Annotated in this window: 13 protein-coding genes and 1 riboswitch; of the genes, 2 read left to right on the plus strand and 11 right to left on the minus strand. The window is 70.2% G+C overall.

The window, feature by feature from the left end; translation table 11 throughout:
- Positions 1 to 41 precede the first annotated feature (41 nt).
- The 3 genes from HRU81_07910 to xrtD are packed head-to-tail and all read right to left on the minus strand — an operon-like array spanning position 42 to position 5230.
- Positions 42 to 2468 carry a tetratricopeptide repeat protein gene (locus HRU81_07910; protein ID QOJ32025.1) on the minus strand — a complete coding sequence of 809 codons (2427 nt, stop codon included), beginning with the start codon at positions 2466 to 2468 and terminating at the stop codon, positions 42 to 44.
- Entirely contained in the window at positions 2469 to 3602 is a 1134-nt protein-coding gene (wecB, locus tag HRU81_07915; protein QOJ32026.1) for a UDP-N-acetylglucosamine 2-epimerase (non-hydrolyzing), read from the minus strand.
- Positions 3602 to 5230 carry a VPLPA-CTERM-specific exosortase XrtD gene (xrtD, locus tag HRU81_07920; GenBank protein ID QOJ32027.1) on the minus strand — a complete coding sequence of 543 codons (1629 nt, stop codon included), beginning with the start codon at positions 5228 to 5230 and terminating at the stop codon, positions 3602 to 3604. The genes wecB and xrtD overlap by 1 nt, the downstream gene beginning before the upstream one ends.
- A 262-nt stretch (positions 5231 to 5492) precedes the next feature.
- Here xrtD and HRU81_07925 point away from each other — a divergent pair, with 262 nt between their 5' ends.
- On the plus strand, positions 5493 to 7577 hold the full coding sequence (locus HRU81_07925) for a hypothetical protein (protein QOJ32028.1): 2085 nt from the start codon (positions 5493 to 5495) through the stop codon (positions 7575 to 7577).
- 17 nt (positions 7578 to 7594) lie between these two features.
- Here HRU81_07925 and HRU81_07930 read toward each other — a convergent pair whose 3' ends face one another.
- Genes HRU81_07930 through HRU81_07945 form a run of 4 tightly spaced genes read right to left on the minus strand, consistent with a single transcriptional unit; the run spans position 7595 to position 11213 of the window.
- Entirely contained in the window at positions 7595 to 8488 is an 894-nt protein-coding gene (locus tag HRU81_07930; protein ID QOJ32029.1) for a hypothetical protein, read from the minus strand.
- Positions 8489 to 8498: 10 nt separating this feature from the next.
- Positions 8499 to 9263 carry a hypothetical protein gene (locus tag HRU81_07935; protein ID QOJ32030.1) on the minus strand — a complete coding sequence of 255 codons (765 nt, stop codon included), beginning with the start codon at positions 9261 to 9263 and terminating at the stop codon, positions 8499 to 8501.
- Complete coding sequence (locus HRU81_07940; GenBank protein ID QOJ32031.1) at positions 9260 to 10741, minus strand: tetratricopeptide repeat protein; 1482 nt, start codon at positions 10739 to 10741, stop codon at positions 9260 to 9262. Before HRU81_07940 ends, HRU81_07935 begins: the two co-directional genes overlap by 4 nt.
- Positions 10742 to 10748: 7 nt before the next feature.
- Entirely contained in the window at positions 10749 to 11213 is a 465-nt protein-coding gene (locus HRU81_07945; protein ID QOJ32032.1) for a peptidylprolyl isomerase, read from the minus strand.
- Positions 11214 to 11309: 96 nt separating this feature from the next.
- On the opposite strand from HRU81_07945, the gene HRU81_07950 reads away from it, so the two are divergent.
- Positions 11310 to 12614 carry a methyltransferase gene (locus tag HRU81_07950; protein ID QOJ32033.1) on the plus strand — a complete coding sequence of 435 codons (1305 nt, stop codon included), beginning with the start codon at positions 11310 to 11312 and terminating at the stop codon, positions 12612 to 12614.
- Positions 12615 to 12749: 135 nt separating this feature from the next.
- On the opposite strand, the gene HRU81_07955 is transcribed toward HRU81_07950, so the two are convergent.
- From HRU81_07955 to HRU81_07970, 4 genes are all read right to left on the minus strand, one after another.
- Entirely contained in the window at positions 12750 to 13415 is a 666-nt protein-coding gene (locus HRU81_07955) for a hypothetical protein (GenBank protein QOJ32034.1), read from the minus strand.
- 55 nt (positions 13416 to 13470) lie between these two features.
- Positions 13471 to 13581, minus strand: a riboswitch (cyclic di-GMP riboswitch).
- A gap of 47 nt (positions 13582 to 13628) precedes the next feature.
- Positions 13629 to 14351, minus strand: coding sequence for a hypothetical protein (locus HRU81_07960; protein QOJ32035.1), 723 nt, complete (start codon positions 14349 to 14351; stop codon positions 13629 to 13631).
- A 147-nt stretch (positions 14352 to 14498) separates the two neighbouring features.
- Positions 14499 to 15848, minus strand: a complete 1350-nt coding sequence (locus HRU81_07965; protein ID QOJ32036.1) for a hypothetical protein — start codon at positions 15846 to 15848, stop codon at positions 14499 to 14501.
- A gap of 86 nt (positions 15849 to 15934) precedes the next feature.
- Positions 15935 to 16729, minus strand: coding sequence for an alpha/beta fold hydrolase (locus HRU81_07970; GenBank protein QOJ32037.1), 795 nt, complete (start codon positions 16727 to 16729; stop codon positions 15935 to 15937).
- Positions 16730 to 16741 lie beyond the last annotated feature (12 nt).

A 16741-nucleotide genomic window follows, 5' to 3' on the forward strand; every position in this document is an offset into this window, starting at 1 on the left:
GGGCCTGTCAATGAAGCACGATGCCGCGGACCGGTCGGGCCTCAGCCCGCGCCGAGCTTCGCCAGCGCCGCCTTCGCCTCGACCACGCCGGGGAACTCGGCCTTGCCGTCACCCACGGCCTTGCCCAGCGACTGCTTCGCGCCCGCGGTGTTGTTGGTGGCGATGTAGGCCATGCCCAGGTGGTACTGCAGCATGGGGATGTTGCTGGCGCCGGCCACCGCCCGCTCGAGGAACTGCACCGCCTTCGGGTAGTCCTTGTTGCGGTAATAGGCCCAGCCAATGGTGTCGAGCACCGCGGGGTTGGTGGTCTCCGCGAGCGGCTTGACCAGCTCCAGCGCATGCGACCAGCTCGCCGCGTCGGAGCGGTAGTCCAGCAGCAGCGCGGCCAGGTTGTTGGCGGCCACCTCGACCTTCGGGTTGGCCTTGAGCAGTTCCTCGTAGTGGGTGATGGCCTCGTCCCAGCGACGCTGCTGCTCGTACTCCGAGCCGAGCAGCATGCCGAGCTCGGCATTGCCGGGGTTGGCGGCGAGACCCTTCTTGTACGCCTCGATGCGCGCGGCCGGGTCGTCGTTGTCGAGGCTGGCCAGCGCCGCCCAGGCCATGCTGGCCTTGGGCTGGGCGGTGACGATCTCCTGGAAGATCTTCTCGGCGGAGACCTTGTCACCGGCCTGGGCGCGCACGCCACCCTCGAGGAACTTCGCCGAGAGGTCCTGCGGATTGGCCGCCTGGAAGTCCTTCAGCGCCTTCATCGCCTCGTCCTTGCGGCCCATGGCGTTGAGCGTGCCGACCAGGCCTTCCAGCGCCAGGGTCCACTGCGGGTTGCGCTCCAGCGCTTTGCGGAAGGCGTCCGCCGCCTCGGCGTTCTTCTCCTGCGAGCGCATGACGCGCGCCAGCTGGAAGTAGCCGACGCCCTTGTCGTCGGGCAGCGCCACCATGCGGCGCGCCTCGGCCTCGGCGGCGCTCCACTGCTTCTGCGAGCCGAGCAGCGTCACCAGACGGCTGCCGGCATCGAGGTCGCCGGGCGCCTTCTTCAGGTGGTCGCGCAGCACCTGCTCGGCGCCGTCGATGTTCTTGTCCGCCACTTCCAGGGCCGCGAGCTCGCGCGGGCCATCGGCATTCAGCGGGTCGGCGGCGATCAGGCGCCGGTAGGCATCCTTGGCGAGGACCTTGTCGTCCATCAGCGTGTGGGTGCGGGCCAGCAGCAGCATCGCCCGGGTGTTCTCCGGCTCCTTGCGCAGCACCGTGCGGATATCGGCGATGGCGTCGTCGAACTTCTTGTCGCGCACGCGCAGCCCGGCGCGGATCAGCAGCGCCTCGGGGTTGTCGGGTTCGTCGGCGAGCACGGCCTCGATCTGCGCCCGGCCGGGCTCGATCTCGCCCTTGGCGATCTTCAGCGCCGCCACCCGCACCCGCGCCGACATCCCGGCCTTGGACTTCGGATCGCGCTTGGCCAGCTCCTCGTAGACGGCGAGCGCCGCATCGGGCTTGCGCGTGGCCTCGTAGAGCCGGCCGAGGGCGAGCCGCAGCTCGGGCTGGTCGGGATCCTCGGCGACGAAGGCCTCGAGCGCCTTCTCCGCCTCCTCGGGGCTGCGCATCTGGCCGAGGAACTGCGCCAGGCCGAGGCGCGCGTCGACATCCTTGGGGTCCGTGGCGATGACGCTGCGCATGACCTTCTCGGCGTCGTCGATGCGGCCCTCGCCGGCGTAGAAGCGCGCCAGCTGGTACTGCAGCTCCTCTTCCTTGGGAAAGTCGCGGATCAGGTCACGGATGCCCTGCTCCACCTCGTCCTTGCGGTTCTGCTGGGCGAGGATGGCGATGCGCACCTGGCGCAGCGGCTTGGCGGCCTCGGCAGCGAGCCGGGCGATGCCGGCATCGAGGATCTTCAGGCCGGCGGCGGCGTCGCCCTGCTGGGCCTCGATGGCGGCGCGCAGCAGGATGCCGTCCACCAGGTCCGGGTCCTTGGCCAGCGCGGCATCGAGTTCCTTGCGGCCCTCCTCCATCTTCTTGTCCTGGAGCAGCAGGCGCGCGTTGAGCACCCGCACCGTCGGGTCATCGGGCGCCAGCGCGGTGGCGGCCTTGGCCTGCTCGGCGGCCTGCTCGTAGGCCTGGCCGAAGAAGTACAGCGTGCCGAGCTTGACGCGCGCCGGGACCATGTTCGGATCGGAGTCCACGGCCATCAGCAGCTGCTGGATCATCGGCCGGAATTCCTGCTGCTTCTCGGCGATCTCCGCCAGCATGTAGTGCGCCCTGGCGTTCTTCGGCTCGATCTGCGCGGCGTTCGCCGCCTCGAGCTTCGCCTTGACGTAGTCGCCCTGGGCGAAGAGCTCCTCCGCCTTCTTCATGTAGTTGGCGGCGCGCTCCTCCGGCGGCGTGCAGGCGGCGAGCGTGGCGAGCGCCGCGCCGAGCGCCAGCGCGGTCAGCCAGCGGGCACGCGGGTTGCGGGTGGACGGGGCCGATGCATGGTTCATTCAGGACACTCCGTTGATGGCGGCCGCCGGGGCCGTCTCGAGGCGGGCACGCAGGCTGGCGACACAGCGGCCGGCCGTGCGCCCGTCCCACAGTTCGGGCTTGCGCCCCGCCGGCCAGTCGCCGGCGAGCGCTTTGCCGATATTCTCCAACAGCGCCGCCGGCTTCACCAGCCGGTTGCTGCCCTCGGTGACCGTGACCGGCCGCTCGGTGTTGGGCCGCACGGTCAGGCAGGGAATGCCGAGGTAGGTAGTCTCCTCCTGCAGCCCGCCGGAATCGGTGACCGCCAGGGCCGCGTGGGTGACCAGGCCCATGAACTGCACGTAGCCCAGCGGCTCGATCAGGCGGATGCCGGGCGTGGTCGCCAGGCCGTCGTGCAGGCCGAACTCGCGCAGCTGCTTGCGCGTGCGCGGGTGCACCGGGAACACCATGTCGATGGAGCGGGCGGCCGCCTGCAGCTGCGTGACCAGGCCGCGCAGGGTCGCCGGGTCGTCGACGTTGGAGGGCCGGTGCAGGGTGACCACGCCGTAGCGGCGGCCGCCGAGGCCGAGGCCGGCGCTGGTGGCGTCGGCGGCGATCTTCGCGCGCAGCAGCTCGAAGGAGTCGAGCATGATGTTGCCGACGCGCTCGATGCGCGAGGCGGGCACGCCCTCGCGCCGCAGGTTCTCGTCGCCGTCGGGCGAAGGCGTCCACAGCAGGTCGGAGATGGCATCGGTGACCAGCCGGTTGATCTCCTCCGGCATGGCGCGGTCGCCGCTGCGCAGGCCCGCCTCGAGGTGTGCCACCGGGATCAGCAGCTTGGCGCAGACCAGGGCCACCGCGGCCGTGGAGTTGACGTCGCCGACGACGATGGTCCAGTCCGGCCGCTCGCGCAGCGCGACCTGCTCGTAGGCCATCATCACGCGGCCGGTCTGCTCGGCGTGGCTGCCGCTGCCGACGGCGAGGTGATGATGCGGCTCGGGCAGCCCCAGGTCGCTGAAGAAGGCATCCGACATGTTGGCGTCGTAATGCTGGCCGGTGTGGACGATGCGCGGTGCGAACAGCGGATCGGCGGCCAGCGCATGGTAGAGCGGCGCCACCTTCATGAAGTTCGGGCGCGCCGCGGCCACCAGGTGCACGAGGACCGGGCGGCTCATCACTCGGCCTTCGCGGTCTGCAGCACCGCTTCGCGCCCCGGCACGAAGTAGGCGAGCTTCGGGTCGAGGGCGCGCACGAAGGCCTGCAGCCGCTGGTCCGCCTTCTCCAGGCCGTCGGGCCCGTCATCCACCATGGTGATGACGCGCACCAGGGCGCCGTCGGTGCGCCGCTGGGTCAGGCCGTCCCAGAAGATGTACCACTTCACCAGGTACTCGTTGGTGAGCATGCGGCCACGCTGCGCGAACCAGTAGTACACCAGCTGGCGGGCGCCGCCCTGGGCGATGATCGAGCGGTTCACCGGCAACGGGCCGCCATCGGCACGCACGTCGGGGATCTCCACGGCCTGCAGCATCTGCATCTGCCAGCCGCCGCCAGGCAGGCAGGTGGCCGGCGAGTGGATGGCGCGGCCGCTGCGCTGGTTGCTGTAGTAGGCCATCCACAGGCTGACTTCCGCGTGTTCGTCGGCGCGGCGGTAGAGCGCGAGGATGGTGTCGTCCGCCTTCAGGGTATCCAGCGAGACCTGGTCCACGGGCATCTCGCTGCCATGCCAGTCGCCGAGCACCAGCGGAAAGCTGGCGAGGCTGGAACGCGCCGGCACCAGGTCCTGGCGCTGTTCGACCACACCCATGATCGCGGTGCCGATCAGCACGGCGAGACCGGCGACGAAGCCGGCGCGCTGCGCGCCCTGCGCGGTGAAGATCCGCCAGGCCTCGGCCAGCGGCGGCGTGTCCATGCGAAGCGACCTCAGCAGGCGCCGCCCGGAGAGGCGCGCCATCAGCGTCATCTCCAGGAACAGGATGGCCACGCAGGCCATGAACACCACCCAGCCCTCGAAGTCGTGCAGGAAGCCCTCGGCCTGCTCCGAGCCGTAGAGGCTCACCAGGATGCCGATGCCGCCGATGCGCACGCTGTTCATCAGCACCGTGAGCGGCACCGACGAGAGGAAGACGATGGCACGCTGCCAGGCCGGCGCCTGGAACAGCACCGCGCAGAGGAAGCCGAAGCTCATCAGCGGGAACAGGTAGCGCAGGCCGCTGCAGGCCTCGGCCACCGCCAGCTGGTAGCTGCCGAGGTCGATGAGGTTGCCCTCGACGAACACCGGCACGCCGGCGAGGCGGATCACCGCCACGCCGATCTGCGTGGACAGCAGCTGCAGCCCTGCGGTGAGCTTCACCTCGAGGAAATCCGGCAGCGGCACCATGAACACCAGGTAGAACAGCGCCGGCCACACCAGCTTCACCGCCGGCCAGCCCCAGACGGCGACGAAGCAGCCCCAGACGGCGGTGATGAAGCCGTACTGCGCGATGGTGAAGATCGAACTCAACGAGCCGAGCAGCAGCAGCAGGAAACCGAGCAGCACCAGCCACAGCCCGGCGAGCGAGCCCGGCCAGGGCACCGCCGCCAGTTCGCGCGAGCGGGTGGCGATCAGGAAGGCGGCGATGAACGGGATCAGGTAGCAGTGGTTGTACTCGTCGCGCGGCCAGTCCTTGACCCACATCCAGTGCAGGGAGTCGCGGAAGGCGAAGATCAGGATACCGATGAGCACCGCCAGCAGCAGGGTGGCGGGCAGCTTGCTGGCGCTGCCCGGGGCTGGCGCGCCGGATGGTGCAATCGTCTCTGCTGACATCGTTCTCGCCGGTGTTGTGCTCAGGCGGCAGCGCGGTGGGCGCCCCGGCTCCGGGTCTGCATGCTGGGCAGGCTCATTTAAGGATTTATTAAGGCCCCATGGGGCCCGCTGCGTCCGACGCATTCTCTCCCGGGCGGGGTGCTCCGCTCCATGGCGCGGGTCTCAGTCCGTAGTGGTCGTGGTGTTGCCATAACGCTGCCGGACCGGCGACAGCCGTTATCATGCCCTGCAGCCCGCGATGGCGGGCACCGGTGCCCACGCTATGAATGGTAACCCAGGACCCCCGCCCGCCCATGGCACGGACGCGGCCGCGATCGAAGCGGCCAACCGCGCCCTCAAGGATGCCGCCTGGGCGGAACAGAACGGGCTGGCGGAGCGTGCCATCGCCGCCTACCGGCGCGTGGTGCAGCTGGCGCCGCACATCCACCAGGCGCACAACAATCTCTCCGGCCTGCTGCTCGGCATCGGCCAGGCGCAGGAAGCGCTGGCCGCGGCGCGCCAGGCGCTCGCCCTGCAGCCCGACGACCCGATGGTCAACGCCAATGCCGGCCAGGCCAGCGTCGCCTGCGGGCTGGTCGACGAAGGCATCGCCCTGCTGCGCAAGGCGCTGCTGGCCCGCTCGGACATGCACCCGCTGCGCGCCCTGCTGGCCGACGTGCTGGTGGATGCCGGCCGGCTCGAGGACGGCGCCGCGCTGTTCAGCTCCGTCGAGGGCCAGTACCAGAACGACGCGCGCTTCCTCGCCGCCGCCGCGCGCCTGTATGCGCGTGTCGGGCTGGCGGGCAGCGCCGAGGCGAGCTACATCCGCCTGCTGCAGCTCGAGCCGCGGCGCGCCGCCACCTACAACGACTGCGCCCAGCTCTACAACGAGCACACGCAGTTCAGCAAGGCACGCGAGCTGTGCCTCAAGGGCCTGATGCTCGAACCCGATGCACCGGTGATGTGGAACACGCTGGCCAACGCCCAGGCCTGCATGGGGCAGACCGGCGAGGCGCTGCAGTCCTACCACAGGGCGCTGGAGCTCGCGCCGGCGCTGGCCGCCACACGCTCCAACCTGCTGCTCGCCATGCACTACTCCAGCGAGGTGACGCCGGCGCAGCGGGTGCAGGCGCACCGCGAGTTCGGCCGCCTGCACGCGCAGCCGGCCGCCGCCGCGCGCGCCTTCGCCAACAGCGCGGATCCGGGGCGACGCCTGCGCATCGGCTACAGCTCGCCGGATTTCCGCACCCACTCGGTGGCCTTCTTCTTCGAGCCGCTGCTCGAGCACCGCGACCGCGAGGGCTTCGAGGTCGTGGCCTTCGCCGACGTCAAGGGTCCGGACGCGGTGACCGCGAGGCTGCGGAGCCAGTGCGACGAGTGGCACAGCATCGTCAACCTGCCGGACGCCGTCATCGCCGAGCGCGTGCGCGCCGCCGGGATCGACATCCTCGTCGACCTCGCCGGCCACGCCGGCAACACCCATGCGGCCGCCCTGGCCTGGAAGGGCGCGCCGGTGCAGGTCACCTACTGCGGCTACCCGGACACCACCGGGCTCGAGGCCGTCGACTACCGCATCACCGATGACATCGCCGATCCGCCCGGCGTCGATGCCGACTACGCCGAGCGGCTGGTACGGCTGCCGGGGAGCTTCCTCTGCTTCCGCCCGCCGCCGCTGCTGCCCGACATCACCCCGCCGCCGGGGCCGGGCCGCGGCCACGTCACCTTCGGCTGCTTCAACCGCGAGTTCAAGGTATCGAAGCAGGCCTACGACCTCTGGGCGCGGATCCTGCGCTCGGTGCCGGGCTCGCGCCTGGTGATGAAGTGCCTGGGCGCGGCCGACGCCGGCACCCGCGCCTTCCTCCTCGGCGAGTTCGAGCGCCGCGGCATACCGGCTGCGCGCATCGAGCTGGTGGGCTTCATCGCCAGCCAGCAGGAGCACTACGGCTGGTACCGGCAGGTGGACGTGGCGCTCGACACCTTTCCCTACAACGGCACCACCACCACGCTCGACTCGCTGATGATGGGCGTCCCGGTGGTGACGCTGGCCGGCGACTGCCACGCCGGCCGCGTGGGTGCGAGCCTGCTCACCCGCATCGGCATCCCGGAGTTCATCGCCCGCGACGCCGACGAGTACGTCGCGCTCGCCATCGAGCTGGCCTGCGATCCGGAGCGCATCGCCGGGCTGCACGGCAGCCTGCGCCAGCAGCTGTTCGCCAGCGAGCTCTGCGACGGCGCGACGTTCATGGCCGGCTTCGAGTTCGCGCTGCGCGGCATGTGGGCCAACTGGTGCCGCCGGCAGGGCGCGACGCTGACGCCCCGGCAGCAGGCCATGGCGGCCTTCGATTTCAGCGTGCTGCGGCGGTCCTGAGCAGCGGCCAGCCGCCTTCAGGCCTGGGCGATCAGCCCCTGCACGAACTGCCTGCCCGCCGCGTTCTCCGGCGGAATCAGCTCATCGTGCAGGCATTGCAGCAGCTCGCGGACCAGTTCGTGCCGGCCCTGCTGCCGGTACTGCGCGGCACGCTGGATGATGTCCTCGCCGAGACGGCCGCGCAGCGAGGGATGGTGGCTGATCCTCACCGGGCCGTCGAAGCGCCGCTGCGCGCCGGTGCCGCGGAAGTTCCAGCCCTCGTCGAGGATCGCGAGCTTCACCCCGTGGCGGTTGTTGTCGGGGCTGAGCAGCTCCACCAGGCTGGTCTGGTCCATGAACAGCGCCTCGCGACGGATCTCCGGGTCGGCGATGTGCGCGGTCACCGCGGTCGGCGGCGGCACCGGCCGGTTGCCAAGCTCGAAATTCTGCCGCGTGAGCTCCTCCCAGCCGGCGAGCAGCGCCTGCACCGGCGGCGAGCGGCGGAAGAGGATGTGGCCGACGTTGAACATGGCCCTGCCGGTCATCTGCGCGCACTTGCTGACATCGGGCTGGCAGACGGCCATGGCGATGTCGATGTCGCGCAGGCGCCCGAACAGGGTGAGGAACTCGGCGCTCAGCACGCGTGTGTCGGTATCCAGGTGCAGGGTGTACTCGTAGGGCGACTGGCGCAGCGAGCGGATGCGGTCGAGCTGGCCCTCGGCCCACAGGCTCTGGTAGCTGCGCCGCGTGGCCAGCGGCACCACGCTGCTGAAGGCCGGGCTGCGGCAGAAGGGCAGCTCCGGCAGGTCGGTGAACAGCGTCACCGGCAGCTGTGGGGCGAAGTCGCGCGCGCTGGCGGCGGAGAGGAAGGCCTCCGCCACGTAATGCGGCCGGCGCGTCGCCACGTAGACCATGCCGATGTCCGCCGTCACCGTCACCCCCTCAGGCCGCGAGCCCGAGCCGGCGCAGGATGTCGGCGTCGAGCCCGGCGCGGAAGGCGGCGAGCAACGCCGGGCTGGCCGCCTCCGCCCGCGTGAACTCGCGCTCCAGCTGCGTGGCGACCGGCGCACCGAGCAGTTCGTAGATCTCCTCGGTGCCGCGGGGATGCAGGTAGCCCGCGGGCTGCTGCAACCCGCCGCTGCGGCGCAGTCGCAGCGCCGCCGCCATGCGCTCCAGCCAGCGCTCCGGGTCCTGGCGCAGGGCATCGGTGTCGACAACGATGCTGCGCGGCCCGAGGTTCGCCAGCCAGTCCGCATGGCGGGTGTTCCAGGCGGCGGCGGCTTCCGCGGGCGAGCTGCCGAAGGGCAGAAAATCCGGCGCCTCGGCGGCGATGCGCAGCACGCTCGCATACCAGCGTGCGGGATCGCGCACCGCCAGCGCCACGGCGAAGTCCTGCGCGCGCTGGGCGGCAACCGCCTCGCGGTAGAAGGCGCTGCCGGCGAGGCCCGCCCAGGCCGCCGGCTGCTCGTGCCTGAAGCGGTGCAGTTCCGCCGCGTAGCGCGGATCGACGAACTCGTCGGGCCCGAGTTCCCTGCCATCGCGGTAGATCGGCCCGTGCTTCCAGCCGAGCAGCATGGTGGCGGTGCGCAGCCCAGTGAAATTCCGCCGCAGCATCCAGGTCAGCAGGTTGGTGCCCGAGCGCATCAGGCCCGCGATGCGCACCAGCGTGGGCGCTGGCGCCCCTGGCCCGGCATTGGCTGGCGTCACGGCGGCAGCAGGTCGAAGGCGATGCAGAGCCGTTCCTCGTCGGAGCGGAAGGGAATGGTGCGGTGATAGAGCGACGAGGGAAAGAAGGCGATCTGGCCGGGCTTCGGCTGGTGCAGCAGGGTCGGCGATGGCCGCTCCGACAGCCGCGGATAGGCGCCGCTCTCCAGGCCGAACTCGATGGCGCCCTCGCCCGCCGCCGCGCGCTGCGGCAGCTGCAGGTACAGGCAGCCGCTCATCCAGCCGAAGGGGTGGTTGTGGAAATGCTGGTGGCCGCCCGTCAGCAGGCGCACGAACCAGCCCTGCAGCCGCAGCGTGCCGGGCCAGCGGGTGATCATGGTCATGCTGGTGGGCATCAGCGCGGCGCGATAGCGCTCCAGCCCGGCGAGGATGTCGCGCTCCAGCCGCGCCAGCGCCGGAAAGCCGTGGCGGAACAGGTTGCCGCCGGTCTGGAAGCCGCCGATGGTGGTGACGCCGCGGGGCTCCCAGATCGCCGTCACCTGGCTGGCCTCGCGGATCAGGTCCTGCAGGAAGGCCTGGTCGGCGCCCACGCCGGTGTAGACATCCATGACCCGCACGCGCTGCAGCGGATCCGGGCAGAACGGATGGGGATCGCGCCGGCCCAGGTGCCAGGAGGCGTAGGCCGCGAGCGAGGCCGAGTGCAGGTTGGTCGCCTCCGCCTCGCTGTGGCCGCGGATTTCCTCGAAGAACTCCTCATGCCGGCCGAGGCGCAGCAGGCACTCCAGGGCCTGCGCATGCGCGTAGGGCTTGCCCGAGGCGCGCAGCAGCGGCAGGGCCTCGGCATAGTCAGTGCCATTCTTCAGCATCAGGCCCAGGCTTTCGCTGGCCTCCGCCTGCCCGGGCTCCAGGGCGATGGCGCGGCGGTAGCTTGCCACCGCCTCCTCCACGCGCCCGGCATCGCGCAGGCCGTTGCCGAGGAAGGCGTGGACGGCGGCGCTCTCCGGGGCGGTGGCCCGCGCCGCCTCGAGAAACGGCAGGGCCTCGGCGGGCCGGCGCAGCTGCACCAGCAGGTTGCCGAGGCTGAGGTTGGCGCGACCGTGATGCGCATCGGCGGCGACGGCGCGCCGGTACTCGGCTTCGGCCGCCTCCAGCTCGCCGCAGGCATGCAGCGCATTGCCGAGGTTGGTGCGCGCCTCGATATGGCCGGCGTCGAGCGCCAGCGCGGCACGCAACGGCGCCAGCGCCGCCTCCGGATGGCCGAGCATGACCTGCATGGCGCCGAGGTCGGACTGCACCGCGACCAGCGCGGGATCGGCGCGAAGCGCGCGCTCGAGCAGCCGCAGCGCCTCCTCACCGCGCCCGCAACGGAAGCGTACCAGCGCCAGCAGGTGCAGGGCCCGCGGATCGGCGGCCTGCTGCGCCAGCCGCGCCTCGCAGGCGGCCTCGGCCTCCGTCAGCCGTCCGGCGGCCAGCGCGGTCCGCGCCGCGGCCAGCGGCTCCTCGATGGCGATGCTGCTCATGATGGCCTCAGTCCTCGCCAAGTTCCTCGGCGGTCGCCGCGCGCACGGCGACGACCTGACCCTCGAAGCGCAGGGTCTGCCCCGCCAGCGGGTGGTTGGCATCCAGTGTCACCGTGGTCTCGTCGAGCGCGGTGACGACATAGCGCCGCGGCGGGGTGCCGTCGGTGGCGTCGCCTTCACGGTCCACCTGCATGCCGAGGGTGATCTGATCGGCATGGGCGATGGCGGCACGCGGCACCACCTCGATGAGGCGCGCCTCGCGCTCGCCGAAGCCCTCTTCCGGGGTGATGGTGATGTCGAAGCGCTCCCCCGCCGAGCGACCCGCCAGCGCCTGTTCCAGCAGCGGCAGGATGCCCTCGGCGCCGTGCAGGTAATCCAGCGGCTCGCCGGCCGGCGAACTGTCGAGCAGCTCGCCCCGGTCATTGCTGAGGCGGTACTCGAGGCTGACGACGCAGCGGTCGGCGATCTGCATGGGCGGTCCTTGCGCGGAGCGGTAGTATCGTTATAGCGGCCATTCTCGGGGCCAGCCAGCGACGCGGTCAAATCACCAGGATTGACTTAATGCGCCATGAATGAAAAACCCTATCTCGAAGCGGTCCGGCAGCAGTACGAAGCGCTGCCCTATCCGCCGCGCGATCCCGCCGACGAAGCGCGGCGGCTGGTGCTCGCCACCTCGGGCAACCTGCTGGTGATCAACCACCACTGCTTCGGCGGACGTCGCGACTTCCGCCAGGGCTTCCGCTGCCTGGTGGCCGGCGGCGGCACCGGGGACACCACGATCTTCCTCGCCGAGCAACTGCGGCATCACGACGCCGAGGTGGTGTACCTCGACCTCTCCACCGCCTCGCGTGCCGTGGCCGAGGCCCGCGCCCGGGTGCGGGGCCTGAAGAACATCCGCTGGGTCACCGGCTCGATCCTCGAGCTGCCGCGGCTCGGGCTGGGCCGGTTCGACTACATCGAATGCTGTGGCGTGCTGCATCACCTGGAGTCCACCGAAGCGGGCCTCGCGGCGCTCACGGCGGTGCTCGCGGAGGATGGCGCGCTGTTCCTCATGCTCTACGGGCGTCATGGCCGGCGGGTGGTCTACGACATGCAGCAGCTGCTGCGCGACTGGCTGCCCGCGGGGCTGCCGATCCCGGAGAAGATCCGGCTGACCCGCCAGCTGCTGGCGGCCCTGCCGGCGACCCACGGCTTTGCCCGCGACTACGAGCAGTGGCGCAGCGAGATCGAGGCCGAAGGCCTCGGCGATGCCGGCCTCTACGACCTGCTCCTGCACAGCCAGGACCGCTGCTTCGAGGTGCCCGAGCTCTACGCGCTGGCCGCCGGCGCCGGGCTGCAGCTGCTCGGCTTCGCCCATCGCGCCGACGCCTACGAGCCGCGCAACCACATCGGCGACGGCGGGCTCGCCCCCACCCTTGCAGGCTGGAGCCTGGAACGGCGCCAGGCGCTGGCGGAGCAACTGGTCGGCAACCTGCGCAAGCACGAGTTCTTCCTCGGCCGGCAGCCGGGACGCACCGCGACCCTGGACGACGAGGGCCTGGCGCTGCGTTCCTTCGGCACGCTGCACGACAATGCCGCGAAGCTGGCCGCCGACATGGTGCCGGGGCGCGTGCTGCGCTACCGGGATCCGGAACACAGCCTGCCGATCGCCTGCAGCGCCATCTCGAAGCAGATCTATGCCCACATGGACGGGAGCCTGTCGCTTGCGGACCTGCGCCGTCACATCCTGGCCACGGTGCCGGGCTCGACCGCGGAGCAGGTCGCGCAGGAACTGCGGCAGGTCTACGACCAGCTCCACCCGCGCGGCTACCTCTACCTGATCGAGGCCGGCCGCTACGGCGTCACCGTGCCGGACTACGCGCAGCTGCGCTGACGGCGAGCCCGGCCGCCACCCTGCCGGCCAGGGCAACGCCGGCACAATGAAAAAGCCCCGCCATCGCTGGCGGGGCTCTTCCGTGCGAGGACCGGACGTTGGCGCCCGGCCGCTGTCAGGTCACCCTGGCGAACCTCAGGCCCTGGCGCGGCGACGTACCGCACCGAGCAGGCCCACGGCGGAACCGAACAGCCAGACCGCTGCCGGCACCGGGACGACGGCCTGCGGGCCGGCGTTGAACGTCCAGGTCTGGCCTGCCGTACCCGTGCTGTTCGACAGCGTCAGCGCGGTGCCGACCCAGCTGAGGGTCGAGATGCCGTTCAGGTCAGCCACGCTCTGCGCCGGTCCTTTGACAATGTCATCACCGCCCATGGTGCGGGTGACGGACGAGCCGGAGTACACCACCGTCGATTCGTTGGTGAAGTTGGCACCGAAGGTGTAGTTGCCGCAGATGCTGGCGCCGACCACACCGCCGAAGTTGCCTTCGATGCAGGACCAGGTGGTCGCACTCGCCGCACCACCGCCACCGATCACCAGACCCGTCGAGGTGTGACGCATCAGGGTGGACGTCGGTGACGTGTTGAAGCGGACATTCAGCGTGCCGCCGGTCTGGCTCATGATGCCGGTCACGTCATCGTACTGCCACGTGGCGGTGGACGATGAAATGTTGCCGGCCGAGGGGCCATTGGCGCTGCTCATGGCGATGCCGGTCAGCGTGGCCGAGTACAAGGCCGCGTTGGCGGAAGCAGCACCCAGGGTGGCGGCGATCGCCAGCCCCAGCTTGGTTGCAGTCTTGTTCATCCAGTCAATCCTCCAGGTATAAGGGTGGGTACGTCTCTTGGTGGCTTCTTCCCGAGGTGACAACCCGGCCATCTCTTCCCCTCCCCCTGTACGCCCTTCGTCCTGGAGAGCCCGAGATCCGCTGGCTTTGCGTCACAGGCTCGCGCCTGCTTTGCCCTTTCCTCTTTTTCTCTTCCTCTTTCTCTTCTGCTCAAACTCTGCGTTTCGATCGCCTCATGAAATCTTGCGGCGCCGGGCAAAGCGTCCGGCAGCCAGCACCGCGGGGCCGAGCAGCCAGGCGGCGGCGGGCACCGGCACGACGGCCTGCGGGCCGGCGTTGAACACCAGCTGCATGCCCTTGTTGTACAGGGGCGCGCCGGTGATCGTGGTGCAATTGGCGGCAGGCGACAGCGTGCACACACCGTTGCTCAGGGTCAGCGTGGTGCCCACCCAGCTCACGGTCGACATGCCGCCGAGATCCGCTACGCTCTGCGGCGGGCCTAGCGCAGCGTCATCGCCACCCATCGTGCGGGTGACCGACGAACCCGAGTACACCAGCGTCGAGTCGTTGGCGTAGTTGGCGCCGAAGGTGTAGTTGCCGCAGAGGTTGGCGCCCACGTTTCCGCCGAAGTTGCCTTCCTGGCACGTATAGGTCGTGGCACTGGCTGCACCGCCGGCGCCGATCGTCAGACCGGTGGTGAGGTAGCGGAATAGCGTGGTGGTCGGGGTCGTGGTGAAGCGGACGTTCAACGTGCCGCCGCTCTGGGTCATGATTCCGGTGACATCGTCGTACTGCCACGTGGCAGTCGACGAGGTGATGTTGCCGTTCGAGGCACCGTTGTTGCTGAACGTCTGGAACGAGGTCAGCGTGGCCGAATACAGCGCCGCATCGGCGGCCGTGGCACCCAGCGTCGCCGCGATGGCGAGGCCGAGCGCAGTTCTGGTCTTGTTCCCCATCTGTCCCCTCTTCTTTCGTTCTTTATGGAAGGCCAGCGACCCCGACTCTATCGGACTGCCCGGGGGGTGCGGCAACCTGTCCCTTTACATAAAGCCGGGGTATTCACCCGGAACCTGCCGGCCTGACCACTATGTGGACAGGGCAGCTCAGGCCCGCCGCCGGCGCCGGCCCAGGGCCGCGCCGCCGAAGAGCGAGAGGATCGCCCAGTCGAGCGCGCTGCCGCCGTCGTCCTCGCGCAGGCCGGTGGAGCTGAACGGCGGGTTCGGCGCGGCGATGGTCACGCTGATGGTGCCGCTGTCCGAATCGCCATCAGCGTCGGTGATGGTGTAGCCGAAGCTGTCGCTGCCGCCCGTCTGCGCGCCGGTCAGCGTGTAGGTGACGGAGGTGCCCGAGACCGAGGTCGTGCCCAGCGTGCCGGCGGTGGCAGTGACGGTCACGGGAGCATCACCCATGAGGTTGCCGGTGATGGCCGCCACGTCGAGGGTCTGCGGCCCGCCGCTGGCGGGTACGGTCAGGCTGCCGTTGTTGGCGTTCGGCACCGCGTTGTTCACGGTGACAGCCACGGTGGCGCTGTCGGACTGGCTGCCGCTGGTGACCGTGTAGCCGAAGTTCTCGGCATAAGTGGCGGTATTGGGCACCGCGGAGGGCGTCAGGGTGAGGCGGATGCTGGCCGCCGAAGCGGTGCAGGGATCCGCGCAGGCCTGCGAAGCGGTGGCGCCGTTGTCGGTGATGACCACCGCGCCGCCGTGATCCGGCGGGGTGCTGATGGACACGGTGACCGGATCCACGAGGCTGGTGTCGTTCGCCAGCGCATCGATCACCACCGCGGTGTTCACGCGGGTGATGGCGCTGTCGTTCACCGCGTCGGGCGGCAGCGGCAGCTGGAAGGTCACCCTGATGCCCTTGTTGTACAGCGGGTTGCCGGCGATCGTGGTGCAGTTGCTGGCCGGTGACAGCGTGCACACGCCGTTGGTCAGGACCAGCGAGGTGCCGGTGACGGTGGCGGTCATGCCGTCGAGGTCCGACAGGCTCTGCGGCGGGCCGAGCGGCGCGTCGTCGCCACCCATGGTGCGGGTCACGGACGGGCCCGAGTAGACCACGGTCGACTCGTCGGTGAAGTTGGCGCCGAACGTGTAGTTGCCGCAAAGGTTCGCGCCCACCACGCCGCCGAAATTGCCTTCGATGCAGGACCAGGTGGTGGCGCTGGCTGCGCCGCCGGCGCCAATCGCCAGGCCCGTCGACGTATGGCGGAACAGGGTCGTGGCTGGCGAGGTGTTGAAACGGGCATTCAGGTCGCCACCCGTCTGGGTGACGATGCCGGTGGCATCGTCGTACTGCCAAGTGGCCGTCGTCGAGCTCAGGTTGCCGTTCGAAGGACCGTTGTTGCTGAAGGTCGTGTACTGCTGGAGGGTGACCGTGGTCACCGCCGCCTGCGCCGTGCCCGCACCCAGACTTGCCGCAATGGCCATCGCCAGCGCGTTGGTATTCCGATTCATTCGCGACCCTCCCCGCGATGCGGGAACAATGGACAACAAGACACCCGTCGCGACGTTACTGGCTTGCACCAGGACAGGCAAGACCGTCAGGTGGTCACGAATGCAGCCACTGCCTCGGCCCAGGCCTCGGGCATCTCGTCGATGCAATCGATGGTGCCGCCGGCGAGCTCCGTGTAGGCGAAATGCGGGAACAGCTGCTGCGCCTTCTGCGAGTAGCCGTAGATCGCATCGCCGGTGTTGGCGAGGATCAGCGTCGGCTGGACGAGCCGGGCCATCGCCGCCTCGTGCGCATAGCTCATGACGGCATCGTGCGCGTACCACACAGTGCGCCCGGCAAGCAGGCCATGGACGAAGTTGGCGTGGAAAGCCTCGAGATCGGTCCAGGCCGGCTGCGCCCGGTGACGCACGCCCCAGAGCTCGGCGAGGTGGCTGCCATCCCAGCGCAGGTTCCACTCTTTCTCGCGGGAGAGCAGCGCGCGCCATTGCGCGCGTTCGGCATCGCTCATGGGCAGCGGCCCGTGCAGCACCACCTTGTCCACCCGCGCGGGATACTGCAGCGCCGCCTCGGTCACCAGCACGGCACCGGTGTGGTGGCCGCAGACGCTGGCCCTGGGGATATGCAGCGCGTCGAGCACGGCGGGCACGATGTGCGCATAGTCGGCGATGCTGGGCGGCGCATCGGGCACGTCCGAGCCGCCGAAGCCGGGGATGTCCACGGCGATGGCGCGCAGGCCCCGCCGCGCGAGCGGCCCGAGGACGCGGGCGAACTGCACGCTGTCGGTGGGGGACTGGTGAACCAGCACGAGCGGCCGGCCCTCCCCGCACTGCGTGTAGTGGATCTGGCCCCAGCGGCCGTCGGCATAACCCTTGCGCGGCTTCATCGGCATCACCCC

This window comes from Gammaproteobacteria bacterium (assembly GCA_015709695.1).
In the GTDB taxonomy this organism is placed as follows: domain Bacteria; phylum Pseudomonadota; class Gammaproteobacteria; order Steroidobacterales.